This window comes from Marinicella gelatinilytica (genome assembly GCF_026410405.1).
Lineage (GTDB): Bacteria > Pseudomonadota > Gammaproteobacteria > Xanthomonadales > Marinicellaceae > Marinicella > Marinicella gelatinilytica.
In genome coordinates this window covers 1-22,327 of sequence record NZ_JAPMLN010000014.1, presented here as the reverse complement: position 1 = coordinate 22,327, position 22,327 = coordinate 1, and the positions used below count along the sequence as shown (strand labels likewise).

Sequence of the window (22,327 nt, the reverse complement as noted above, 5' to 3'; positions counted from 1 at the left end):
CAATCCGATGAGTAAGGCAAACGTACTATCATGACTGCACAATTGTTACATATATCGGGTTTAATATTGGGTGGCCTGGGCTTATTCCTACTGGCTGTCGGCATGATGACCGATGGCTTGCGACTGGCCGCGGGTGCCTCGTTGCGCCATATATTAGCCACCTGGACCAATTCCACCTGGCGCGGTCTGTCTGCAGGTATTTTAATGACCGCCATTGTGCAATCATCCAGTGCCGTGATTGTTGCCACCATCGGTTTTGTGAATGCCGGTTTATTGTCTATGCGCCAAACCCTGGGAATCATATATGGTGCCAATATCGGTACCTCGATGACCGGCTGGCTGGTGGCCGTGGTTGGTTTTAAATTTAATATCCAGGCGGTGGCGTTACCGATGATTGGCATTGGTATGCTGATTCGTTTGTTTAGAAAATCAGAAGGCAGATTGTCATCTTTGGCACTGGCTCTGGTGGGCTTTGGGTTATTCTTTGTCGGTATCGATACCTTGAAAAGTGCCTTTGAGGGCATCGTCAGTGGTTTTGATGTCAGCTCAATTGAAGTGGAAGGTCTGACCGCCATGGCCGTGTTCTTTTTAGTGGGCGTTGTCATGACTTTATTAACCCAGTCATCCAGTGCCGCCATTGCTTTAACCATTACCGCCGCTGCTTCCGGAATGCTGACACTGTATGCGGCCACCGCCATGGTTATCGGCGCTATCGTTGGTACTTCTTCGACCTCATTGCTGACAACCATCGGTGCCACCGCCAATGCCAAACGGGTGGCCTGGGCTCAGGTGATTTTAAACACCACCACCGCCTGCGTGGCTTTTATTATTTTACCACTGCTGGTCTTTCTCTTAAAAAAACTAAGCCTCCATTTTAATTTAGATTTATCCGTGGGCATTCAACTGGCCTTATTTCACACCACTTTTAATATTATTGGGGTGCTGTGCTTTTTACCTTTTAACAATAAGCTGGCAGGTTTTCTGGAAAATCGTTTTAAATCGCTTGAAGCCCATCCCACACAATCCAAATACCTTGATAGCGCCATTGCGCTGTCGCCCACACTGGCCATTGATGCGTTAATTCTGGAACTCAAAGACAATGTTGATCGTATTCGGACATTACCACAGGTTGAATTTACTGAAACTTCTCAATCACTTACGGTTATGGCCGAAGAACTCCGGATTATCACGGACTTATCTAAACAGATTTCTGAATTTATCGTGGTTGTTGAGCAACACGCCTTATCAGAAAACACCTCAAAACAGCTGGTGCTGTTATTGCGCATTGATGAGTATTTACTGACTTGCGCACAAGCCATTAATACCATTTATCACCAATATCAACGCTTAGATGACACTGAATTAGGCAATTTTAAGCTGGCTATAAACTTATACAAAGACAGTGTTTTATTGAACACGGACTTATTATCGGATTTTGACCTCGATCAACTCCAAATTCAGGTCAAAGCTGAGCATGACGAGGCTAAAAGCAAACTCCTTAATCTCGGCTCTCGCGGACAAATATCATTTAACACCATGACGGCGGTTTTAGATATTATGCGTGAACAACTTTACATGATTCAACAGTGGCTGAAAGCCATTCACCTGTTAAATCACGTCGATTCCCATAACCAACAAGCTAAATTGCTGGATCATTCTGATAACGGCGATAATACCTAATCATCACGTTTTAAGATACTATGTATATTAGCGCGACAGTGCAATGATGCAAAATGTGACTCCTGCCTCATTTAGATTCGCTTTATCATTTTATTCTTAAGCCATAATAAGTTTTAGGACAAATAATGACATATAAAATTTTAGCTCTTTGCCTGATCCTGGTTGTTGGTTTTAACAGTCATTCAGCCGTTGTTGATTATGATATTGTGTATGTAAAACAACCACGTTTCGGTGATACGGTTAATACCATTTGGCCGGAAATCGCGCATCCCGGCAGGATTGATTATGGCGCTGATTTAATGCTGCTACACCCCGATGGCAGTGAGGAGACTTTGATTGACTGTGAGGTCTGCAGTGTCACCGACCCGGTTATTTCCTTCGATGCGCAATGGGTTTATTACAGTTTATTTCATGATGTTAGCCCGGATAACCTCAATACTCAGCGGGGTCGTTTACCCTATCAGGGTGCCGATATTTTCCGCATGCATTTACAGACCCGACAAATTCAGCAGTTAACCCATGGTGAATTTACCCCCAATACCGGTGCCGGCAACTGGGATGAAAGCAATCCCTTAAACCCGGATAGCAGCTATAACCGTTTAGGTTACGGTATTTTAAATTTAGGTCCGATGCCGTTACCGGGCAATAAGCTGGCTTTTACCAGTAACCGTAATGGTTTTGTGCCACCCCGAGGTTACACCAATCCCAATATGCAGCTGTATGGGATGGATGTGGATGGTTCCAATGTCGAAGCCATCGCACCGATGACCATTGGCAGTGCTTTACACCCAACCATATTAAATGATGGACGCTTGATGTTCTCAACCCTGGAAACCCAAGGCATTCGTGATCTGCGCTTATGGGCTATCTGGACCATTTTACCCGATGGTCGACATTGGCAGCCTTTGGTCAGTGCCATGACGTCACCCAATGCCTTTCACTTTATGACGCAAATCTCATCCGGGGAGATTGTGGTGGAACAGTACTACAATTTGAATAACAATGGCTTTGGGGCTTTGTATAAATTTCCGGTGGACCGACCCACAAATCAGCCCCAATTTGGTAGTCCTTTTCCGGAGTTAAATCCAGCCATTGAACAAACCGTTAGCCAGCAAACCGGGCCCTATCCTTTTCGCTTTTCCTTTACACCTTATGGTTATTCAGCCGTAACACCCATGACCCATCCCGGCGACAGCGCCGCACCCATCGGCAATAATGGCGTCGATCGCGTCGGTAAATTTACCCAGCCATCCGCGGCACCGAATAATGATTTACTGGTGGTTTGGACACCCGGCCCGGCCAACGACCTCAATCGCCCCACAACTGTTCCCTATTATGACGGCGGTTTATATGTGATAGAAAACTCAGCGCAAGTATGGCAGCCCGAAGACTTGGTGCTGATTAAAAATGACCCCAATTATAACGAAGTCTGGCCCAGAGCGGTGGTGCCCTGGCAAGCCATCCATGGCACTCCGGAACCGGCCAGCCGCGAATGGTTGCCCAATGATGGCCAGCTTAATACGCAACTACCGGCCGGCACACCCTATGGTTTAGTCGGTTCAAGCAGCCTCTACAAGCGCGACACCTCTCCCGGTCGCGGTTCTGATCATTTTGATGGTTTAGACCCATTTAATACCTCACAAAACCGCATCAGCAGTAATTGGTTGTGGCAAGGTGCCGAAGCCGGTAAATACGACAACAGCGATATCTGGGCGATTCGGTTACTGGCCATGGAACCCAATACCCACCGTCGATATGGACCCAATCACGCCCCCAGCGGTTCCACTGATTTTTATAACCATGCCAATGAACGGCTGCGCATTATGGGTGAAATCCCGGTGCGTAAAGAAAACCCTGACGGCACTCCGATTCTGGATGCAGAAGGCAATCCGGATACCAGCTTTCTGGTGAAAATTCCCGCTGACACGCCATTCACTTTCCAAACCATTGATCGCAACGGTATGGTGCTGAATATGTCGCAAACCTGGCATCAGGTGAGGCCCGGCGAGGTGCGCACCGATTGCGGTGGCTGCCATGCGCACAGCCAACAACCCTTGGATTTTGCCGGTACCGCCGCCAGTTTGCCTGATTATCCGGTCTGGGACTTATCGAAAACCACACCCTTTATCAAGGTTAACAATCAAGGCGAAAATGAACTTGAAAATAAACCCGAAAAAGTAGTCAATGTGGAATTCTATCAGGACATCAGACCCATTTTAGAAAACCACTGTGTCAGTTGCCATAACGGCAATCAAAACGCCGGCAATCTAAATTTAACTGATCACAGCCTGGAGGATTATTTACCCGGTGATTACCGTCGATTAGCGAAAGATGAATCTGCTGATTACGGTTATCCACCGGTCATACATAACGGTGTCTGGCGGCAAACCAATGCCAGCCGCTATATCCGTAAATTCCAAAGTCGGCGTAGTTTGCTGACCTGGAAAGTTTTTGGCGAGCGCTTAGATGGTTGGCTCAATAGCGATCATCCCACAGCCGCCATTCCCGGCGATGCCACTTCGTTACCAACTGGTGCCAATCCAAATTTGGCTGATTTAGATTTTATCCCAAGTAGTGCCCACCCGGCCGGCGGCATGAGTGATTTAAGCCGAGAGCAAAAAATGACCATCGCCCGCTGGATTGATTTGGGTGCACCGATAGATACCGCTGAGATTCGCGGTAATCCCGGTTTCGGTTGGTTTTTAGATGACTTAAAACCCACCCTGTCAATCAGTTTACCGCGACCCAATTACAACCCAACGCCGGTTAATATGATTCGTTTAGGTCTGGCTGACGCCAACTCCGGTATCGACTTGTCAACACTGTCTATTAAAGCCAATTTTATGGTCAACGGCCAGCCTGCTGAAAGTGAATTAAGTGGTTTGGCAGTGAACAGCGGTGATGGCATTTATCATATTCCTATAACAACCGCCTTGCCTGTCGATACAACAGAGCGACATATACGCGCCGAAGTGGCGGATCATCAAGGTAATATTAAACGGGTGGATGTGCGCTTTTACACCGGCAATCCGGATATAATTTTTATTGATGGTTTTGAACCCATTGAATAGATGGGACAGGACTAAAGATACTACCGATTATTATTGCATGGAAAGTACGGCTATTAAACGACTTGTGCGTTTTTTAGCCGCTCTTTTTGTCTTCTTTTTTAACGCGCCAGGGCGGAAATCGTCGATTGTCACCGGCCCAGTAGAGTTTAACCTTATTGCCGGAGGGATCAAGAGTAACAGCTTCTCGCCATAAATAAGTTTGATCGGTTGGCTCTTGATCAAAGACAATGCCCTTTTTCTTAAGTTCAGCAACCCATTGATCTAATTTTTCATGTTCAAAATAGATAACAGCGCCATTGTGAAAGGGCGCTGTTTCAAGTGACAGTGAAAATGTGGCATGACCCTCAGGGCATTCAAAGCGGGCATATTGCGATGAGTCGACAATTAGAATGAAACCAAGCTGCTGATAGAAATGAATGGCTTTTTTTAAATCACTGACCGGAATGGTGACCTGGTTTAAATTCATATGAAAATCGATATAGACACCGATAAATTCTATCGGTGCATTTCACCTTCTCGCTCAGGTTGATAGAGCACTTCTTCAATTTTCACTTTAAGCAATCCGCCGCCAGGTTTTGACCATTCAATGGTGTCGCCTTCTTTTAGACCCAGTAAGGCACTGCCCACAGGCGCTAAAATAGAAATGGTTTCGCCACTGTCTTTCATGTCTTTTGGATAAACCAAAGTTAAACAAAAAGTTTCATTATTGGATAACACCTTAAACTTAACTTTTGAATTCATGGTCACCACGTCCGCCGGCATATCCTTGGACTCGACAATATCGGCACGGCTGATTTCGGCATCCAAAGCATCGGCAATCGGCGTGTTGTCGCCGCTCACGGCGTCTAATAAATCTTCCAAGCGTTTGGCATCGGTCTTGGAAATTATAATGTTTGGTAAATTACTCACGATAATCCTCGTTTATTGGTTAGAGACCTTTTCATAAATGGTGAATCGAGTTAAAAAGTCTTAAATTGCACCACTCTGCGTTATGAAACTGACTAATAACGGCGTATTAGACTGCGTTTCATGCCTTGATTGGTGCAATTTTAGCTCTTTTTCCACTGACCCAGATTTATACAAAGGTCTCTATTAATGGCTACAAATAAAGCAACCGCTAGCTAACCCCTTATAAGTTGTGGCTGTTAGCCCATGTATCAATGGTGTCTATTGTAATACCATTGAGGTCATATTTGGCAACAATTAGGGTGCTGCTTATTGATCGTTTGGAAAATATTTGTCGATATAGGTCATTAAGTCTTGTTGGTGACCTTGTTCCGGCCAGCCGATTAATTTATCGAGCACTTGACCGTCTTTTAAAAAATATATGGCTGGGGTGCCCCATTCATCTAATTGGTTAAAATCCTGTTTTAAATAGGCAATGTCTAATCTCGCCATTGGGTATTTGTTGTTCCATTCGGCAATGGCATCGATGTGGTCTAAGTAATTTTCACTGGCAATCCATCTGGAATGTTTTTTGAAAAACTTTGACAGCTTTTCATCAGCCACGATGTCTTTTATTAATAACTGACAAAACTGGCAGTATGGATGGGCGATGACAATAACTTCTGTTTCAGTTTTAAGAGTGAAATCTTGTTGTATTAAGCCGGATTCATCCGCAGCAATGCGATAAACGGAAGGTCCTTTAATTTCTTGGCTTTGAATACTCGGCAAGTCACCGACAATCATTTCAGGATACTGCCGGTGTAACTGTTGAGCGGCTGTCAGTTGACGACTACTGAGCAGCGATTTATAGACATCCGTGGCCACAGCAGGAATGTATTTGGACTTGGGGAATTGACTCACATAATCATTAAAGCAGGCTAAATGATAATCAGCAATGTCCGAATCATTGCGGTAAAAATTAATGGTGTAGAGCATCTGAAGTACCGCAAGGGTTTCATGATGTCCACGTTGCAAGCAGTTTTTTTCTGCAAGCGAAGGCGTCAGTATGTTGTCATAAAAACCCCTAAAATCAGCCATTCTGTCTAAATCTGACACATCTGAATCATCTCGGTTATCGATGGCACGTAATTGGGCCAATAACGGGTATTCGGCATTACTCAGATAGGGTTTTTTCGGCGGGCTTTTATCATCATTGTCCGCTGAAACAATATGCTCGGCTAAAAAAGATTGCCCAAACAATGCCAAGACTTTATAGGCATCTTCATAGTCGAGTGTTTCTATGATATGGGTATTAAACCGAATCAAACCCTTATCAGAAAACCGTAAACCCTGGATAAAATCCTGACGAATATGTTCATTGCTAAAGGCATTGAGTGGAAATTCAGGATAGGTGATGCTTTCATAGTAGATTAAATCTGCTTTATTTTTTATGAGGGCATGGCGTGATTGTAAATCTTGCACCTTATCCAGCTGTTTTTTTAAGGCATCCGTTTCGGACAGGGCTTCAACGGTGTGGGCTGTGGTTGCGAACAAAATACTGCACGCTAAGATAACTAAGGTGATCAGGTTTTTCATATGTTTTCGAAGTTTGCTGTGGTTTTTATTTGGCTTGAAGCAGCGCCAAAAGTTCAAGCGGACTGTTAAATATGTGATGAGCTTGCCACTGTTCGGGCTGGTCATGGTCGTGAAGATAGCCCCACAAGGCAATGGCTGATGCGGTGCCGGCGGCATGGGCAGCTAAAATATCACTTTCAGCATCACCCAAATAAAGCGTTTCATCGGCTTTAATTTGCATACTTTCCAGAGCCCGGGTAATGGGTTTTGGGTGTGGTTTTGAATGCCCGATTTCATCGGCACATATCAACACCTGTCCGGCGGTTAATTCAGGCAGGTGTTCGACAATGGGTCGCGCCAGCCAGGCCGGTTTATTGGTGACAATGCCCCACGGTATATTGACCTGATTAAGGTGATTCAATAACTCGGCGACACCTGCAAACAATTGGGTGTTTTTATTCAAATTCTGCTGGTACAAATCCAGGTATCGTTTTTGTAAGCGATCGCGTTCTGCTTGTGGCGGCCGGCCAAAGATAGATTCAATCAGGGCCGCAGAACCATGGGTTATAAAACCCCGATAATCGGCAATATTAATGTTATGTGGCTGCTGGTGCTCATCAGCCAACTGACTCAAAGTCAGCAACATATCGGTGGCGGTATCAATTAAGGTGCCGTCTAAATCAAACAGGACTGCGCGGTAAGGCATATTTTTTATTGGCTATCCGATGTGGTGTCGATTTTTTGGATTGCCATCAGATAATTAATGTTTAAGTCACTGCCATCAATGACTGCCGATTTTGTCATGGGGTTATAGCGCATACCGCTGATGTCTCTGATTTCAGTGTCCGTGTCTTTCAGCATCTGTACCAACTCTGAAGGCTTTATAAATTGCTCAAAATGATGGGTGCCTTTGGGAATCAGTTTCAGCACATGCTCTGCGGCAAAAATCCCCAGCATCATGGCTTTCGGGGTGCGATTTAAGGTTGATAAAAATAACCAACCACCGGGTTTTAAGGCTTTTAAGCAGGATGTAATAATACCTTTTGGATCAGGTACATGCTCCAGCATCTCTAAACAGCACACCACATCAAATTGGCCTTGATTGGCTTCACTAAAAGTTGCCACGTCCTGGTTTTGATAATCCACGTCTAAACCTGATTCCAATAAATGCAGTTTTGCGGTTTGCAATGAACTTTCCGCCAAATCCAAGCCGGTTACCTGCGCACCCAATGCCGCCAACGCTTCGCTCAATACACCACCGCCACAACCCACATCCAGAACTTTTTTATCCTTAAATTCCACCATGCCTTGCATATAACCAACCCGAACCGGGTTAATGTGGTGTAAGGTTTTAAAAGGGCCATCGGCATCCCACCAAAAGGCGGCTTGTTGGTCAAATTGTTCTATTTCATGGGGGAAATGGTTGGCTTCCATGGTCATCACGCTATTTCAATCTGGAGAAACACCTTATTTTACACACTTGTGTGAAGAATTGGGAATCTCAAGGTGGAGTTTCAGCGCAAATACAGGTTTTCTTGGTGACTTGATTAACGACAGATGACGCCCATATCTGGTATCATGACGCGCTGAGATTACATTCTTTAACAATGACAGAAACCAACATCAAACCAACCGCTGACAAACTCGGGATTTTAATCTCCGGATTGTGTGCCGTGCATTGTGCTTTATTTCCGATTTTACTGAGCATTTCGGTGGTTTTGCCTGATTGGGCACACATTGGTCATGGTTGGTTTTGGTTTACCGTGATTGCCGCTTTGGCGGTTTGGTCGATTGCCCACGGCTGGAAACAGCATCATGATGGCCGGGTGTTGATTTACTCATCGGCCGGCCTGGGTTTTTTGATTTTAGCCATTGTCACAGAACCATGGACCAGTGTCTGGCTGGAATCTGCCTTGTATGTAGTAGGTGGTTGTTTAATGGTGGCAGCTCACTGGCGGAATTACCGGCGTTGTGGCTGCGTTAAACACGAACACACAGCCAGTTGTGAGCATTAAGCTTAAAGAAGTTCGAAATCTTCTTTGGTGACACCGCAATCGGGACACATCCAAGTGTCGGGAATGTCTTCCATGCGGGTGCCGGGCTCTAAACCGTCTTCCGGCCAACCTTCGGCTTCATCATAGATAAAGCCACAAACGACACAAATGTATTTTTTGTACTCGGGTTCCATAATCATCAGTTAAATTCAGCTGACATCAGTATGTGGATGAATGGGTACTTTTTCAACCGAGATAAACAGTTTTATGAGTTACGCAATCGAAGTTAACAATTTAGTCAAAACCTACGATGACGGCACCCAAGCCCTCAAAGGCATTGATCTCAAGGTAGACGCCGGTCAAATTTTTGCACTTTTGGGACCCAATGGTGCCGGTAAATCCACTTTAATTGGCATTGTGTCCTCTTTAGTCAATAAAACTTCGGGCACAGTCACTGTCTTTGGTAAAGATTTGGACAAAGATCGACAAGCGGTGAAATCAATGATTGGTCTGGTGCCGCAAGAGTTTAACTTTAATACCTTTGAGACACCCTTTAACATTGTCTGTAATCAGGCCGGTTTTTATGGCATACCCAAAAAAATAGCCGAACAAAGAACCGAAAAATATCTCAAGCAATTACAATTATGGGATAAGAAAGACACGGTTTCACGGGGTTTATCAGGTGGCATGAAACGCCGTTTGATGATTGCACGGGCGATGGTTAATGAGCCTAAGCTATTAATACTGGATGAACCCACTGCCGGTGTCGATATTGAAATTCGTCGTTCCATGTGGTTGTTTTTGGAAGACATCGCCAACACCGGCACCACCATTATTCTAACCACCCATTATCTGGAAGAGGCGGAACAATTGTGTAAGAATATCGCCATTATTGACCATGGCGAAATTGTCCGAAACACCACCATTAAAGAGCTCATCAAAACCCTCGATATTGAGACCTTTATATTTGATTTGGATAAAACACCGGCTGATTCTTTATTAAAAGAACTTGGCGCCACTTTAAAAGACGATGCTTCGATTGAACTATCAATTGCCAGAAGTGAATGTTTAAATTCAGTGATAAAAATCTTAGATGAATCCGGCTACCGAGTCACATCAATGCGCAATAAGGCCAACCGTTTAGAGGAACTATTCGTCGCCATGACCGGCGACAAAGGAGCATTATCATGAGTCATTCAACCTATGTCGGCATCAAAACCCTGATGCGCAGAGAAATCAATCGAATTATCAGAATCTGGACACAGACTTTACTGCCTCCGGCCATTACCATGACCTTGTATTTCATTATATTTGGTAATTTAATCGGTTCGCGGATTGGTGAGATGGATGGCTTTGATTACATGTCTTTTATTGTGCCAGGCTTGGTGATGATGGCGGTTATTACCAGTTCATACGGTAATATGGTGTCTTCTTTTTTCGGTGCTAAATTCGCTAAACACATTGAAGAATTACTGATTTCACCGATGCCAAATTGGGCCATTCTGGTCGGTTATGTGGGTGGTTGTTTATTTAGGGGTATCTCGGTCGGCATCATTGTCATCGCGATATCTTGGTTTTTTACGGAAATTCAGATTCATAATATTTGGATTGTGATATCAACTGTGGTGCTCACTTCCATTGTATTTTCTTTGGCGGGCTTTATTAATGCCGCCTTTGCTAAAAAGTTTGATGACATTGCCATTATTCCGACCTTTATTTTAACGCCACTCACCTATTTAGGCGGGGTGTTTTATTCCATCTCCTTGCTGCCTGAATTCTGGCAAGGTGTTTCAAAAATTAATCCGGTTTTGTATATGGTCAACACCTTTCGGTACGGTTTTTTAGGTGTTTCAGATATCAATATCTATGCGGCCTATGGTCTAATTTTGACTTTTGTGGCGATACTGGGTGGTTTTTCACTGCTGATTTTGCATAAAGGTTGGGGCTTACGAAGTTAATTTTTTTCGTTTGCCACTTGAATTAAAAAGCCGGCAACCCAATATGTCAACCAACTAAGCACCAAGGCCTCCGCTGCGGTGTGCAAACAAAAAATAAATCTATTTTTAATTTTGAGGAGTTCAATCAATGAATATACGTCCTTTACATGATCGCGTGATTGTAAAACGCTTAGAAGAGGAAACCACCTCGCCAGGCGGTATTGTACTGCCAAGTTCTGCCACTGAAAAACCTGTCATTGGCGAAGTGTTGGCAGTTGGTAACGGCAGACTTTTAGATAATGGCGAAGTCAAAGCCTTAGAAGTCAAAGTTGGCGACAAAGTTTTATTTGAAGACAAGTTTAATGTCAATGAAGTGAAGATTGATGGCGAAAAATTTGTCGTTATGAAAGAACAAGACATTATTGGAATCATTGGTTAACAGGAGAACTAAATTATGAGTGCAAAAGAAATCAAATTTTCGGAAGATGCCCGTGCCAAGATGGCTCGCGGTGTAAACCTTTTAGCCAACGCCGTTAAAGTGACTTTAGGACCTAAAGGTCGTAACGTGGTTTTAGAAAAAAGCTTCGGCGCACCACTGGTGACTAAAGACGGTGTTTCAGTGGCCAAAGAAATCGAATTAGAAGATAAATTCGAAAACATGGGTGCGCAAATGGTCAAAGAAGTGGCCTCGCAAACCAACGATGTCGCCGGTGACGGCACCACCACAGCAACCATTTTAGCCCAGGCGTTTGTTCGCGAAGGCTTAAAAGCCGTGGCCGCCGGTCGCAATCCGATGGATTTAAAACGTGGTATCGATAAAGCCGTTGAAAAAGCCGTTGCAGCCATTAAGAAACAAGCCACCCCTTGCTCTGACTCAAAAGCCATTGCTCAAGTGGGCACCATTTCTGCCAACTCCGATGCATCAGTCGGTAAAATCATTGCTGATGCCATGGACAAAGTTGGTAAAGAAGGGGTAATCACTGTTGAAGAAGGTTCTGGCTTGAAGAACGAGTTGGATGTGGTTGAAGGTATGCAGTTTGACCGTGGTTACTTGTCACCTTATTTTGTGACGAACCAAGAAACCATGACAGCGGAATTAGATGATGCGTTTGTGTTATTACACGACAAAAAAATCTCCAACATCCGTGAATTGTTACCGGTATTAGAAGCCGTTGCCAAAACCGGTAAAAAACTGTTTATCATCGCTGAAGACATTGAAGGCGAAGCGCTGGCCACTCTAGTGGTTAACAACATGCGCGGCACCGTTAAAGTCTGTGCGGTTAAAGCGCCAGGTTTCGGTGATCGTCGTAAAGCCATGTTAGAAGACATCGCTGTGTTAACCGGTGGTACCGTAATTTCTGAAGAAGTTGGCTTACAATTGGATAAAGTTGAGCTTGAGGATTTGGGTTCTGCTAAGAAAATCCAAGTCAATAAAGACAACACCACCATCATCGATGGTGCCGGTGATGCCAAAGAAATTGATGCCCGCGTTAACCAAGTGCGTAAACAAATCGAAGACGCCACCAGCGATTACGACAAAGAGAAACTACAAGAGCGTGTCGCTAAATTGGCCGGCGGTGTTGCGGTAATCAAAGTTGGTGCTGCCACTGAAGTTGAGATGAAAGAGAAAAAAGCCCGCGTCGAAGATGCCTTACATTCAACCCGAGCAGCGGTTGAAGAAGGTGTGGTTCCCGGCGGTGGTGTGGCACTGATTCGCGCCCAACAGTCGATTAAAGACTTGAAAGGTGACAACGAAGATCAAAACATCGGTATCGCCATTACCTTAACCAGCATGGAAGAGCCCTTACGTCAAATCGTTAAAAACTGTGCTGAAGAAGATTCAGTGGTTCTTAACGAAGTGAAAAAAGGCAAAGGCAATTACGGCTACAACGCCGCAACCGGCAAATACGTTGACATGATTGAAGACGGCGTCTTAGATCCTGCCAAAGTAACCCGCAGCGCCTTACAACACGCTGCATCTGTGGCGGCCCTAATGATTACCACCGAGTGCATGATTGCGGACCTTCCGCAAGATGATGCCGGCCCTGATATGGGTGGCATGGGTGGTATGGGCGGCATGGGCGGTATGGGCGGCATGATGTAAATCAGTCACCATACAACCACGATGTTGTTAAAACCCCGAACTGCAAAGTTCGGGGTTTTTTATTATTTAAATCAATCTTTTCAGAGCTGATTTTAATTATGTGATAGTCATCACGTTTTTATTTGCACGCATGGGTAAACTAACACCTAAGTCGAGAGATTGAGTTTACACACACCCTTTTCCCCTTTCTCAATCTCTTGAATACTAAAAGACCACGCCCCCCCCTGTGGTCTTTTTTTTTGTCTCATGATAAATTATCAGCATGACCAAAATACCCCACATAGACATTGATGCCACAGGACTTTTATGTCCACAGCCCTTACTGCGATTAAAAACTGTGGTCAATGAAAAATCAGTCGGTGAGCAAGTCTGCATTGCCGTGACTGATGAGCATGCTGAATTAGATTTTCAGGTGTGGTGTGAACGTTTCGGACACAAATTAATTGGCCCAATTCAACAATTGAACCAACAACTTTTTGTGATTACAAAAGGCGTTAAAAATTAACTGTTTTTTAAAACCTAAATACTGCCTGGATACGGTCATGCACTTCTTCGATGCTACCGGTACCGTGGATTTCTGACACAATATCTTGCTTTCGATAAAAATCAGCCACCGGTTCGGTTTGCTCGCGGTACACTTCTAAGCGATTTCTGACCACTTCTTCGGTGTCATCGGTCCGGCCTTCCTCTTGCGCACGTTTCGCAATTCTTGCCACCACTTCATCGGGGTTAACTTGAATTAATAAGGCATGATCCAACTGAATGTCCAGTTCTGACAACAACTCTTCCAGCATTTCGGCCTGCCGCACATTGCGTGGAAAACCATCCAGCACAAATCCTTTAGCGGCATCAGGCTGATTAAGTCGGTCTTTAAGCATGCCCAGGACAATCTCATCAGATACCAACTCACCGGCGTCCATGACTTTTTTGGCTGCCAAGCCCAATTCGGTCTGATCGGCTATCGCTCCTCGCAATAAATCACCGGTTGATATATGTGGAATTTGACGTTCTTTCACAATCAGTTTAGCTTGGGTTCCTTTGCCACTGCCGGGCGCGCCGAGTAAAACTATTCTCATAAAAAGCTCTCTTGTTTTGTCGTTATGGTTGCCATTATAAAGGTATCTTGCAGTCAGCGGTGCAAGTGACTTCATTTTCAGTTAAAATCTTTGCCTGAAGAAATCACGTCTTGTAATGGGCTGAGGTGTTGTTTAGAAAGGCGCTAACAGTACACCGCAAAGCTAATATAGTCAATATGTGAGCCAAAAAAAATAATATTCAGGAATATATCATGTCTAAGAAAAATGCCCTTTATTGTCAGTCAGGCGGGGTCACAGCCGTCATTAATGCCACCGCTTGTGGCGTGATTCAAACCGCCCGTTCTTTACCCGAGGTGGGTACCGTATTCGGCGCCAAAAACGGCATTATCGGTGCCTTACGCGAAGAACTCATCGACACCGCGCAACACACGGATGACGAGATTGCCACTTTAATGCATACCCCCGGCGGCGCCTTTGGTTCGTGTCGTTTTAAACTGAAAGACCCAGACGCGCAAAAACGCGAATATGACCGTTTAGTGGATGTCTTCAAAGCCCATAATATTGGTTATTTTCTGTATAACGGCGGCGGCGATTCCTCCGACACCGCTCACAAAGTTTCTCAAATGGCTCACGCCAGAGGTCTGGATGTGATGTGTATTGGCGTACCCAAAACCATCGACAATGATTTGCCGGTCACCGACACCTGCCCCGGATTCGGTACCACCGCTAAATATATTGCCACTTCAATCATGGAAGCCAGTCTCGATGTGGAATCGATGTCTGAAAGCTCAACCAAAGTGTTTATTTTAGAAGTCATGGGCCGCCATGCCGGCTGGATTGCCGCCGCCGGAGGCCTGGCCGGAAAAAACCACGATGAACCGCCGCAAATTATCTTGTTTCCTGAAATCCCATTCGACAAAGCCGCATTTTTAGAGCGCGTCAAATGGTCAGTCGATAACCATGGTTATTGTTCCATTGTGGTGTCCGAAGGTGTGCAAGACAAAGACGGTCAATTTCTGGCTGATGCCGGTACCACGGATGCCTTTGGTCATGCCCAACTGGGCGGTGTTGCCACCGTTATTGCGCAAATGGTGCGCGATGAACTGGGCTTTAAGTACCATTACGCCATCAGCGATTACTTACAACGCTCAGCCCGGCATCTGGCCTCAAAAACCGATTTGGAACAAGCCTATGCGGTTGGTAAACGCGCCATGGAATTGGCCGTCGAGGGTCGCAACGCGGTGATGCCGGTCATCAGACGCTTAACGGAAAATCCCTATACCTGGGATATCACCACCGCAGAATTAAAAGATTTGGCCAATGTTGAAAAAATGCTGCCGCGAGAATTCATCACCGAGGATGGTTTTGGTATAACCGAGGCCTGTCGCCGCTATTTACAGCCGCTGATTGCAGGCGAAGCCTTTCCTCCATTTAATGAAGACGGCCTGCCGCATTATGTGCGACTCAGTAAGAAGTTGACGCCCCAAAAATTACCGGCTTTTGATATCTGATGCCGGCATCAACACACATTGCGGTTGTTGGTTTAGGTTATGTTGGCTTACCTTTGGCTTTGGCCTTGTCTGAACATTTCCCCACCATGGGTTATGACTTGAATGCAAGTCGCATTAAAGCACTGAAACAACACCACGACCACACTCGGGAAGTCTGTACGCAGCAGCTGGCGACCAGTGATGTTCAGCTGACTGACAACAGCCATGATTTGGCCGATGCCAATGTATTTATTATTACAGTCCCAACACCCGTGGACAGTAACCACACCCCTGATTTATCACCGCTGCTGGCGGCCAGCGAAACCATTGGCGGCCTGTTAAAAAAAGGTGATGTGGTGATTTATGAATCCACCGTTTATCCCGGCGCCACCGAAGGTATTTGTGCCGACACCTTACAAAACGCCAGTGGATTACGCTTAAATAAAGATTTTTTCCTGGGCTATTCCCCGGAACGCATTAACCCCGGCGACAAGGTCAACACCTTGCAAACCATCGTTAAAGTGGTGGCCGGCTCCACCCCGGAAACCGCTGAACGAATTAATCAAATCTACCAAAAAATCATCCCCGCCGGCACCCATATGGCACCGACCATCCAAGTCGCCGAAGCCGCCAAAGCCATCGAAAACACCCAGCGTGATATCAACATTGCCTTTATGAACGAATTATCGATGATGTTCCATGAAATGGATATCGATGTCCTCGATGTGATTGCCGCCGCCAGCACCAAATGGAATTTCCTGCCCTTTAAACCCGGCTTAGTGGGCGGGCATTGTATCGGCGTTGATCCTTATTACCTGATTCATCAGTCCCAGCAAAGCGGTTACTTCCCACAACTGATTACCACCGCACGACGCTTAAATGAAAACATGAGCGGCTACGTGTCTGAACGTATTTTAAAACTGATGGCATTGCACTCCAAACACATCGTTAAAGCACGCATTTTAATCATGGGCGTGACCTTTAAAGAAAACTGCCCGGATCTGCGCAACACCCGGGTGGTTGAAATTAAAGACCAGCTGGAACGCTACCATGCCCAGGTTGATGTCTGCGATCCCTGGGCTGATGCGGCTAATTTAGAACAGGAGTACGGCATTGCACTCACCCAAAAGCCACAAGCCGATCGCTATGATCTGGTGTTGCTGGCGGTGGCCCATGATTGTTTTAAAGAAAAAAACTTTTCACCCCGACATTTTTGCGCCGAAGACGGCCTGGTTTTTGATTTAAAAGGTCTGCTACCCAAATCCGAGGTTGACGCCCGCCTGTAAGGCCATGGAAACTGTCCGTAAAATTATCCACATCGACATGGATTGCTTCTATGCCGCCATTGAGGTCCGCGATTTTCCTGAACTGACCGGTAAAGCCATTGCTGTCGGTGGTCAACCGCATAAACGCGGCGTGGTCGCCACCTGCTCCTATGAAGCACGGGAATATGGTATCCATTCGGCCATGCCGATGGCCAAAGCCCTGAAACTCTGCCCGGATCTGATTATTCAGCCGGTGCGCTCAGACGTCTATCGCCAGGTCTCCGCTGAAATCTTTGATATCTTTAAAAACTACACCGAGATTATTCAGCCCTTATCACTGGATGAAGCCTTTTTAGATGTCACCGATTCAGACCATTGCCGCGGCAGTGCCACCTTAATGGCGCAGGCTATACGCTGGGACATTGAACAACAACACAATCTCACCGCCTCTGCCGGCATCGCGCCCAATAAATTCCTAGCCAAAATTGCCAGTGATTGGAACAAACCCAACGGCCAGAAACTCATCACACCCGATGCCATTGATGACTTTATGACAGACTTAGCGGTCAAAAAAATCCCCGGCGTCGGTACCGTCACCAACCAGAAAATGCAGAAGCTCGGCCTGCACACCTGTGCCGATTTGCAACAACTCACTGAAAGCGAACTGCAACAATACTTCGGCCGCTTTGGCTTATCCTTATTTAACTACTGCCGCGGCATCGACAACCGACCGGTGCAAACAAAACGGATTCGTAAATCCACCAGCATCGAAGACACCTTTATGAACGACCTGCCCAATCTCACTGCTTGTCAGGCTGTTATCCCTCGCTTATACGAATTATTATTAGAACGCCACCAACGCGCCCTGAAAAAAAGTCATGTCCCGCTCCTCATCAAAGCCCTCTACGTCAAAGTCCGCTTCAGCGATTTCCAAACCACCACCGCCCAGGCCATCGGCCACCAACCCGACCTCACAACCTTCCAGGAACTGATCAAAACCGCCTGGCACCGACAAGGAAAGCCGGTGCGCTTATTGGGCCTTGGCTTTCAATACCAAAACCCCTTAACGACCCATCAGGGAGATTTGTTTGATATTAATTGAATGACTTGATCTCTTTGCTCTGATACTGGTGTTGACGATCATCTATATGCATTATCACCCTTTTCAAGGCTTCGCCGGCTTATGGAATCTATTCTATATAGGTGGACTGAATCTGTTTTTCTTCGTGATGATATTCTTTCAAATCAAGGGCAAAAAAACAGACCCGCATCAGTCAAGCCTTGACCACTCAGCCCAAATTCGTTTGATATGCCAGGTATTGGTAATTGGTTGGATTGCTGCTAATTTATTTATGACCACAAATATGTGGATGTTCTGGGCAAATCTGCATGGACTGAAAGATGTGGTGCAATCTGTTTATTTCACCCTGGTGGTCTTATTAATGAGCCGGACCAGTACATTCCAACCCCGGGATTATTCGGTGTATCAAAATGAAACGGCTTAATTTTGATTTTAAGCATCATGATCCGCCGGATGATAAACACCGTCATAGGTGGGTACATTGTCTATCTTAAGCGGGTTAATACCTTCTAAACACGCCACATTAAAGCCGTACTGATCCGGATTTGACCGGCGCTGATGGTGGGTATAGATGCCACAGATAGAACAAAAATAATGCTTAGCGGTTTTTGTATTGAATTGGTACAACCTGAGATTTTTTTCACCTTTGAGTATTTTTAGTTCAGAGAGTGGTACAGAGGCGACAATGGCGCCCTTTCTTCTGCACAAGGAACAATCACAACATCTGATATCGACTAATCCATCAGGCAAACTCAATTCAAGTTCGACCGCACCACAATGACAACTGGCTTTATGTTTAATGAGAATCTGTACACTATCAACTTCTGTCAAATTTAAAGCCATGAATTTAGACTCCTAACCGGTTAATTGCTGCCCGATCAGACCCAGTAAAAAGCCCAGTAAAGCGAAGATTGGTGGTGACCAATGGGATTCGAGCTTGGCTTGCGGTGCGATGTCTTGAAAGATGATGTAGGTAATGCCCCCGGCGGCAAACAGCATAATGGCGGCGACGATTTCCTGGAAATCGCTCAACAGCCAATAACCGGATAAACCGGCGATTGGACCCAAAAAGGCAATCAAGATAAAGACAACAATAATTTTTCTGGCGCTGTATTGTGTTGAGGCTTTAATCTCTCGAAAAGCGTTAAAGCCTTCGGGTAGGTTTTGCAAAGCCATAATCCCGGCCAATAAGGGTGCAACTTTTTTATCAATCACAAAGGTGGCCCCTAAAGCCAGGGCTTCGGGAATAAAATCTGCCAACATCGCCACCAGTTGACTGGCGGAGGTTTGGTTTTTGGCCAGGACAATATCCAAAGCCATAAACACCAAACCACCCAAGATGAAGCTCAAAGCCGTGGCCCAAATCGGCAAGTCCTTACTACCCTCCGGCACCAACACCAACGCCACCGCCGCCAATAAAGCCCCGCCACCAAAGGCCATCACGCCATGTCGAAGTTCATTTTTCAGCCAATCACGACGAATGTTTTCAAACGCCGCCAACGTCCCGCCAATAGGAATCGCGACACCGGCTAATAAAGTCAGTAAAAGTATCACTATCCATTCATTCATTGATTCAGTTTAGCGCAGTTATTAAACGGACACAAATTGTCTCTTTACATCATAATAAACTGTAACTTCAATCGCAGCGTATGACCTATAACTACAACCAAGCACCGTAGGATGGGCTCCGCCCATCAATAACAAATGTAAGTTTATGGTTTCGTTTGGTGATTGTAACAGGGACATTATAATTGATTGGGTGAACCCATCTACGGGACATATTTCATCCTCATTGAATCTATCATTTTTGTGCTATACTACATCAAAAGTATGATTATTGAGACACATCATGGCCACAATTCGAAAAACCATTACATTAACCAACCAACAGGGTGACTGGATTAAGTCTCGCGTTGAGGATGGACAATTTACCAATGAAAGTGAGTACGTTCGTGATTTAATTCGACGTGACCAACAGCGTAACAGTGAACTTGAAGCCTTGCGAGCAGAATTGATTAAAGGTGAGCAAAGTGGCATTAGCTCACGCACACCCGATGACATCATTAAAGCCGTTATTGCCAAAAAAAAATGATATGTCAGTCTACAGATTAAGCGAAGCCGCCGATGCGGACTTCGAACGTTTGTTTGAGTACGGGATTGAAACGTTTGGTATCAATCAAGCGCTTAATTATGTCAAAGGAATGCAAAAACACTTTGAAAATATTGCTGAAAATCCAAAACATTATCAATCCGTTGATTACATTCGATCTGGATACCGACGAAGTGTCTATGGCAAACATTCAATCTACTACCTCTCAGAAACTGGCAAGATTACAATTGTCCGTATTCTGAATATGGAAAATCCTGATAAAGCGTTATTCTATCGCCCTTAATTACTGCCAGATTGTAATTACCGTAGGATAGGCCTTGCCAATCAAAAAAATGTAATCCGTAAGTTATTGATTTCGATTGGTGATAGTTACAGCTCCATAATAAGTGATTGATGGGCCGAGCCCATCCTACTCAAGCAACCGCTCTATTTTTTCGGCTTATTTCAACCATCATTCTTATCAGTCTATTTTAGTTGTTTTAGGCCTTTAGCTCAGATTTTTCCCGATAACAACCTGATTTCGACCTTGTCTTTTTGCTTTGTATAAAGCTTCATCGGCTTGGGTCAGTCCCTGTTCAATTTTTTCGTGCTGACCTAGCTGATAGACACCGATACTGATGGTGAACTGAATCGTTTTTTGGTTTGATAGTAACACCTTACTTTGCTCGACTTGCCGGCGAATATCTTCAGCCAATGCCAAGGCCTCGGCTTCGGATGAATCATATAAGGTGACCAAAAATTCTTCGCCACCCATGCGTGCTATCAGCCGATTGTCGTTGTCAAAAGACTTTAATAATGCTGCAAATCGTTTGAGGACTAAATCGCCTGCCGCATGACCTTCAAGGTCATTAATTTTCTTAAAATGATCAATGTCGATGGCCAACAGACTGATGGCGCTGCTGTCTTTATTCGCCTGATTGCCGGATTCAATTTGATTAAAAAAGCCACGCCGATTAAGTAAACCCGTCAGCCAGTCGCGCATCGCCAAATCAGAATTGCGTGCTGCCAAGGATGCGAATTTCAGTACCAGGCAGCCAACAGCCAGGGTCAGCATAAACAATAACGAAGCGATGGTAAATATCGACCGGTGATAATCTAAGGACTGGCGTGCGGTGGTAGGTAAAATCTCAATAAGGCTGGCATACGACCAAATAAAGATAACGAGGTAAATAATAACCGCATAACGTAAGCGCCGGAATATTCGTGCAAGTTCGGTCCGTAATGGCGCAGCAAGGGCTTGCTGTAAGGCTATCAGATACACCACCTGGCCTAAGACCGTACAAAGTACGCGGTAGCGGGCGTTGGGCCATAAAATCTCCCAGGCAATAATGCTGGTGAGCGGAAAAACCATCAAAAGTATCAACAACCAGGGTTTTATCGGCTGATTACTAAATTGCCAAAAGCCCATCAAGAAAAAGATTGATGCTGCACCAATAGATAAGTGGTTTAAGGTGTTTCGAAATAACTCCCAGGCTTCCGGGACATCAATTGAAAAAGCAAATAATGAGACACCGTTCAGTAAAAAACCCAGCGCCCACCATATCGCTGCCCGATCATTTAGCCGGCCACTCCCCAAATAAAGTAACAAGCCGCCCAGCATCATTTGCATAATGCCACGGGTAAACGCCATGGTGACAATATCAACCGTTAGAATGCTTATACCATTCATAAAAAACTTACTTGCTGAGAAGAATAATCAGGGGCAACGCAATAATCAAACCTGCTATTAACCCGTAACTTAATTGGCATTATAGCTAATTTAGTATATATCCGCATAATTTGTCATGATTTACCCTATTCACATGTAGATCGCGGATTTTTTGTTTTAGCATTCGACCTACTTCCGGTTTCAAATATTAAAGCTTACTTCTAGGAATTAATAACAATTACTCTAATTAATACCCGTGGTGCATTTGGAAGAAACCAAAACAAATGTTGTCATATCGACCGAGCGAAGCGAGTGGAGATATCTCCCAAAGTTTAAAATTCTGACTAAATTGAGAAGATTCCTCGATCTCCGATCCGGTCTCGATTCTAACACCGCCATCCTTGGCGGCGTCCATGCGCTTCGCTTAGTCGCCTACAGGACGTAGGTGTG

General features: G+C 45.1%; 24 protein-coding genes. 14 read left to right on the top strand and 10 right to left on the bottom strand.

The window, feature by feature from the left end:
* Positions 1-30 precede the first annotated feature (30 nt).
* Both OS173_RS09640 and OS173_RS09635 read left to right on the top strand, forming a co-directional pair.
* Positions 31-1,680 (top strand): Na/Pi cotransporter family protein, encoded by a 1,650-nt coding sequence (locus OS173_RS09640; protein WP_267184074.1) that lies wholly within the window; start codon positions 31-33, stop codon positions 1,678-1,680.
* Between the two features lie 125 nt (positions 1,681-1,805).
* A complete protein-coding gene (locus OS173_RS09635; RefSeq protein WP_267184073.1) occupies positions 1,806-4,751 on the top strand; it encodes an HzsA-related protein in 2,946 nt (981 codons plus the stop codon).
* A 73-nt stretch (positions 4,752-4,824) separates the two neighbouring features.
* Here the strand turns inward: OS173_RS09635 and OS173_RS09630 are convergent, their stop codons facing one another.
* The 5 genes from OS173_RS09630 to ubiG all read right to left on the bottom strand — a co-directional run bounded on the left by OS173_RS09630 (position 4,825) and on the right by ubiG (position 8,651).
* Entirely contained in the window at positions 4,825-5,217 is a 393-nt protein-coding gene (locus OS173_RS09630; protein WP_267184072.1) for a VOC family protein, read from the bottom strand.
* A gap of 29 nt (positions 5,218-5,246) precedes the next feature.
* Positions 5,247-5,660, bottom strand: coding sequence for a nucleoside diphosphate kinase regulator (gene rnk, locus OS173_RS09625; RefSeq protein ID WP_267184071.1), 414 nt, complete (start codon positions 5,658-5,660; stop codon positions 5,247-5,249).
* A gap of 306 nt (positions 5,661-5,966) precedes the next feature.
* Complete coding sequence (locus OS173_RS09620; protein ID WP_267184070.1) at positions 5,967-7,232, bottom strand: hypothetical protein; 1,266 nt, start codon at positions 7,230-7,232, stop codon at positions 5,967-5,969.
* A 25-nt stretch (positions 7,233-7,257) separates the two neighbouring features.
* Positions 7,258-7,917 (bottom strand): HAD family hydrolase, encoded by a 660-nt coding sequence (locus tag OS173_RS09615; protein ID WP_267184069.1) that lies wholly within the window; start codon positions 7,915-7,917, stop codon positions 7,258-7,260.
* 5 nt (positions 7,918-7,922) lie between these two features.
* The gene (gene ubiG, locus OS173_RS09610; protein ID WP_267184068.1) at positions 7,923-8,651 is read right to left on the bottom strand and encodes a bifunctional 2-polyprenyl-6-hydroxyphenol methylase/3-demethylubiquinol 3-O-methyltransferase UbiG; all 729 of its coding nucleotides are present in this window, start codon (positions 8,649-8,651) and stop codon (positions 7,923-7,925) included.
* Positions 8,652-8,818: 167 nt separating this feature from the next.
* On the opposite strand from ubiG, the gene OS173_RS09605 reads away from it, so the two are divergent.
* A complete protein-coding gene (locus OS173_RS09605) occupies positions 8,819-9,226 on the top strand; it encodes a MerC domain-containing protein (protein WP_267184067.1) in 408 nt (135 codons plus the stop codon).
* 2 nt (positions 9,227-9,228) lie between these two features.
* Here OS173_RS09605 and OS173_RS09600 read toward each other — a convergent pair whose 3' ends face one another.
* Positions 9,229-9,405 carry a rubredoxin gene (locus OS173_RS09600; protein WP_456085713.1) on the bottom strand — a complete coding sequence of 59 codons (177 nt, stop codon included), beginning with the start codon at positions 9,403-9,405 and terminating at the stop codon, positions 9,229-9,231.
* Between the two features lie 67 nt (positions 9,406-9,472).
* On the opposite strand from OS173_RS09600, the gene OS173_RS09595 reads away from it, so the two are divergent.
* The 5 genes from OS173_RS09595 (at position 9,473) to OS173_RS09575 (ending at position 13,751) form a co-directional block, all read left to right on the top strand.
* A complete protein-coding gene (locus OS173_RS09595; RefSeq protein ID WP_267184066.1) occupies positions 9,473-10,396 on the top strand; it encodes an ABC transporter ATP-binding protein in 924 nt (307 codons plus the stop codon).
* Positions 10,393-11,163 carry an ABC transporter permease gene (locus OS173_RS09590; RefSeq protein ID WP_267184065.1) on the top strand — a complete coding sequence of 257 codons (771 nt, stop codon included), beginning with the start codon at positions 10,393-10,395 and terminating at the stop codon, positions 11,161-11,163. Before OS173_RS09595 ends, OS173_RS09590 begins: the two co-directional genes overlap by 4 nt.
* A gap of 127 nt (positions 11,164-11,290) precedes the next feature.
* Positions 11,291-11,581, top strand: a complete 291-nt coding sequence (locus OS173_RS09585; RefSeq protein ID WP_267184064.1) for a co-chaperone GroES — start codon at positions 11,291-11,293, stop codon at positions 11,579-11,581.
* Between the two features lie 15 nt (positions 11,582-11,596).
* Positions 11,597-13,246: a chaperonin GroEL gene (gene groL, locus OS173_RS09580; protein WP_267184063.1), complete on the top strand. Its 1,650-nt coding sequence runs from the start codon at positions 11,597-11,599 to the stop codon at positions 13,244-13,246.
* Positions 13,247-13,508: 262 nt separating this feature from the next.
* The gene (locus tag OS173_RS09575) at positions 13,509-13,751 is read left to right on the top strand and encodes a sulfurtransferase TusA family protein (RefSeq protein ID WP_267184062.1); all 243 of its coding nucleotides are present in this window, start codon (positions 13,509-13,511) and stop codon (positions 13,749-13,751) included.
* A gap of 7 nt (positions 13,752-13,758) precedes the next feature.
* Here OS173_RS09575 and OS173_RS09570 read toward each other — a convergent pair whose 3' ends face one another.
* Complete coding sequence (locus OS173_RS09570; RefSeq protein WP_267184061.1) at positions 13,759-14,322, bottom strand: adenylate kinase; 564 nt, start codon at positions 14,320-14,322, stop codon at positions 13,759-13,761.
* Between the two features lie 212 nt (positions 14,323-14,534).
* On the opposite strand from OS173_RS09570, the gene OS173_RS09565 reads away from it, so the two are divergent.
* The 4 genes from OS173_RS09565 to OS173_RS09550 are packed head-to-tail and all read left to right on the top strand — an operon-like array spanning position 14,535 to position 18,543.
* Positions 14,535-15,794, top strand: coding sequence for a 6-phosphofructokinase (locus tag OS173_RS09565; RefSeq protein ID WP_267184060.1), 1,260 nt, complete (start codon positions 14,535-14,537; stop codon positions 15,792-15,794).
* Positions 15,794-17,059, top strand: a complete 1,266-nt coding sequence (locus OS173_RS09560) for a nucleotide sugar dehydrogenase (RefSeq protein WP_267184059.1) — start codon at positions 15,794-15,796, stop codon at positions 17,057-17,059. Before OS173_RS09565 ends, OS173_RS09560 begins: the two co-directional genes overlap by 1 nt.
* Before the next feature lie 4 nt (positions 17,060-17,063).
* Positions 17,064-18,140, top strand: a complete 1,077-nt coding sequence (dinB, locus tag OS173_RS09555; protein WP_267184058.1) for a DNA polymerase IV — start codon at positions 17,064-17,066, stop codon at positions 18,138-18,140.
* A gap of 46 nt (positions 18,141-18,186) precedes the next feature.
* Positions 18,187-18,543 carry a hypothetical protein gene (locus tag OS173_RS09550; protein ID WP_267184057.1) on the top strand — a complete coding sequence of 119 codons (357 nt, stop codon included), beginning with the start codon at positions 18,187-18,189 and terminating at the stop codon, positions 18,541-18,543.
* An 8-nt stretch (positions 18,544-18,551) separates the two neighbouring features.
* Here OS173_RS09550 and OS173_RS09545 read toward each other — a convergent pair whose 3' ends face one another.
* Complete coding sequence (locus OS173_RS09545) at positions 18,552-18,962, bottom strand: GFA family protein (protein ID WP_267184056.1); 411 nt, start codon at positions 18,960-18,962, stop codon at positions 18,552-18,554.
* 12 nt (positions 18,963-18,974) lie between these two features.
* Entirely contained in the window at positions 18,975-19,688 is a 714-nt protein-coding gene (locus OS173_RS09540; protein WP_267184055.1) for a ZIP family metal transporter, read from the bottom strand.
* Between the two features lie 280 nt (positions 19,689-19,968).
* Between OS173_RS09540 and OS173_RS09535 the strand changes: the two genes are divergently transcribed.
* A complete protein-coding gene (locus OS173_RS09535; protein ID WP_267184054.1) occupies positions 19,969-20,211 on the top strand; it encodes a type II toxin-antitoxin system ParD family antitoxin in 243 nt (80 codons plus the stop codon).
* 1 nt (position 20,212) lies between these two features.
* On the top strand, positions 20,213-20,512 hold the full coding sequence (locus OS173_RS09530) for a type II toxin-antitoxin system RelE/ParE family toxin (RefSeq protein WP_267184053.1): 300 nt from the start codon (positions 20,213-20,215) through the stop codon (positions 20,510-20,512).
* Between the two features lie 204 nt (positions 20,513-20,716).
* Here the strand turns inward: OS173_RS09530 and OS173_RS09525 are convergent, their stop codons facing one another.
* A complete protein-coding gene (locus tag OS173_RS09525) occupies positions 20,717-21,898 on the bottom strand; it encodes a GGDEF domain-containing protein (RefSeq protein ID WP_267184052.1) in 1,182 nt (393 codons plus the stop codon).
* Between the last annotated feature and the right edge of the window lie 429 nt (positions 21,899-22,327).

Excerpts from the sequence above, each read along its gene's own strand:
- OS173_RS09640 (WP_267184074.1), top strand. The coding sequence starts at position 31 with ATGACTGCACAATTGTTACATATATCGGGTTTAATATTGGGTGGCCTG.
- OS173_RS09635 (WP_267184073.1), top strand. The coding sequence starts at position 1,806 with ATGACATATAAAATTTTAGCTCTTTGCCTGATCCTGGTTGTTGGTTTT.
- OS173_RS09630 (WP_267184072.1), bottom strand. The coding sequence starts at position 5,217 with ATGAATTTAAACCAGGTCACCATTCCGGTCAGTGATTTAAAAAAAGCC.
- OS173_RS09620 (WP_267184070.1), bottom strand. The coding sequence starts at position 7,232 with ATGAAAAACCTGATCACCTTAGTTATCTTAGCGTGCAGTATTTTGTTC.
- OS173_RS09615 (WP_267184069.1), bottom strand. The coding sequence starts at position 7,917 with ATGCCTTACCGCGCAGTCCTGTTTGATTTAGACGGCACCTTAATTGAT.
- ubiG (WP_267184068.1), bottom strand. The coding sequence starts at position 8,651 with ATGACCATGGAAGCCAACCATTTCCCCCATGAAATAGAACAATTTGAC.
- OS173_RS09605 (WP_267184067.1), top strand. The coding sequence starts at position 8,819 with ATGACAGAAACCAACATCAAACCAACCGCTGACAAACTCGGGATTTTA.
- OS173_RS09600 (WP_456085713.1), bottom strand. The coding sequence starts at position 9,405 with ATGATTATGGAACCCGAGTACAAAAAATACATTTGTGTCGTTTGTGGC.
- OS173_RS09595 (WP_267184066.1), top strand. The coding sequence starts at position 9,473 with ATGAGTTACGCAATCGAAGTTAACAATTTAGTCAAAACCTACGATGAC.
- OS173_RS09590 (WP_267184065.1), top strand. The coding sequence starts at position 10,393 with ATGAGTCATTCAACCTATGTCGGCATCAAAACCCTGATGCGCAGAGAA.
- OS173_RS09585 (WP_267184064.1), top strand. The coding sequence starts at position 11,291 with ATGAATATACGTCCTTTACATGATCGCGTGATTGTAAAACGCTTAGAA.
- groL (WP_267184063.1), top strand. The coding sequence starts at position 11,597 with ATGAGTGCAAAAGAAATCAAATTTTCGGAAGATGCCCGTGCCAAGATG.
- OS173_RS09575 (WP_267184062.1), top strand. The coding sequence starts at position 13,509 with ATGACCAAAATACCCCACATAGACATTGATGCCACAGGACTTTTATGT.
- OS173_RS09570 (WP_267184061.1), bottom strand. The coding sequence starts at position 14,322 with ATGAGAATAGTTTTACTCGGCGCGCCCGGCAGTGGCAAAGGAACCCAA.
- OS173_RS09565 (WP_267184060.1), top strand. The coding sequence starts at position 14,535 with ATGTCTAAGAAAAATGCCCTTTATTGTCAGTCAGGCGGGGTCACAGCC.
- OS173_RS09560 (WP_267184059.1), top strand. The coding sequence starts at position 15,794 with ATGCCGGCATCAACACACATTGCGGTTGTTGGTTTAGGTTATGTTGGC.
- dinB (WP_267184058.1), top strand. The coding sequence starts at position 17,064 with ATGGAAACTGTCCGTAAAATTATCCACATCGACATGGATTGCTTCTAT.
- OS173_RS09550 (WP_267184057.1), top strand. The coding sequence starts at position 18,187 with ATGCATTATCACCCTTTTCAAGGCTTCGCCGGCTTATGGAATCTATTC.
- OS173_RS09545 (WP_267184056.1), bottom strand. The coding sequence starts at position 18,962 with ATGGCTTTAAATTTGACAGAAGTTGATAGTGTACAGATTCTCATTAAA.
- OS173_RS09540 (WP_267184055.1), bottom strand. The coding sequence starts at position 19,688 with ATGAATGAATGGATAGTGATACTTTTACTGACTTTATTAGCCGGTGTC.
- OS173_RS09535 (WP_267184054.1), top strand. The coding sequence starts at position 19,969 with ATGGCCACAATTCGAAAAACCATTACATTAACCAACCAACAGGGTGAC.
- OS173_RS09530 (WP_267184053.1), top strand. The coding sequence starts at position 20,213 with ATGTCAGTCTACAGATTAAGCGAAGCCGCCGATGCGGACTTCGAACGT.
- OS173_RS09525 (WP_267184052.1), bottom strand. The coding sequence starts at position 21,898 with ATGAATGGTATAAGCATTCTAACGGTTGATATTGTCACCATGGCGTTT.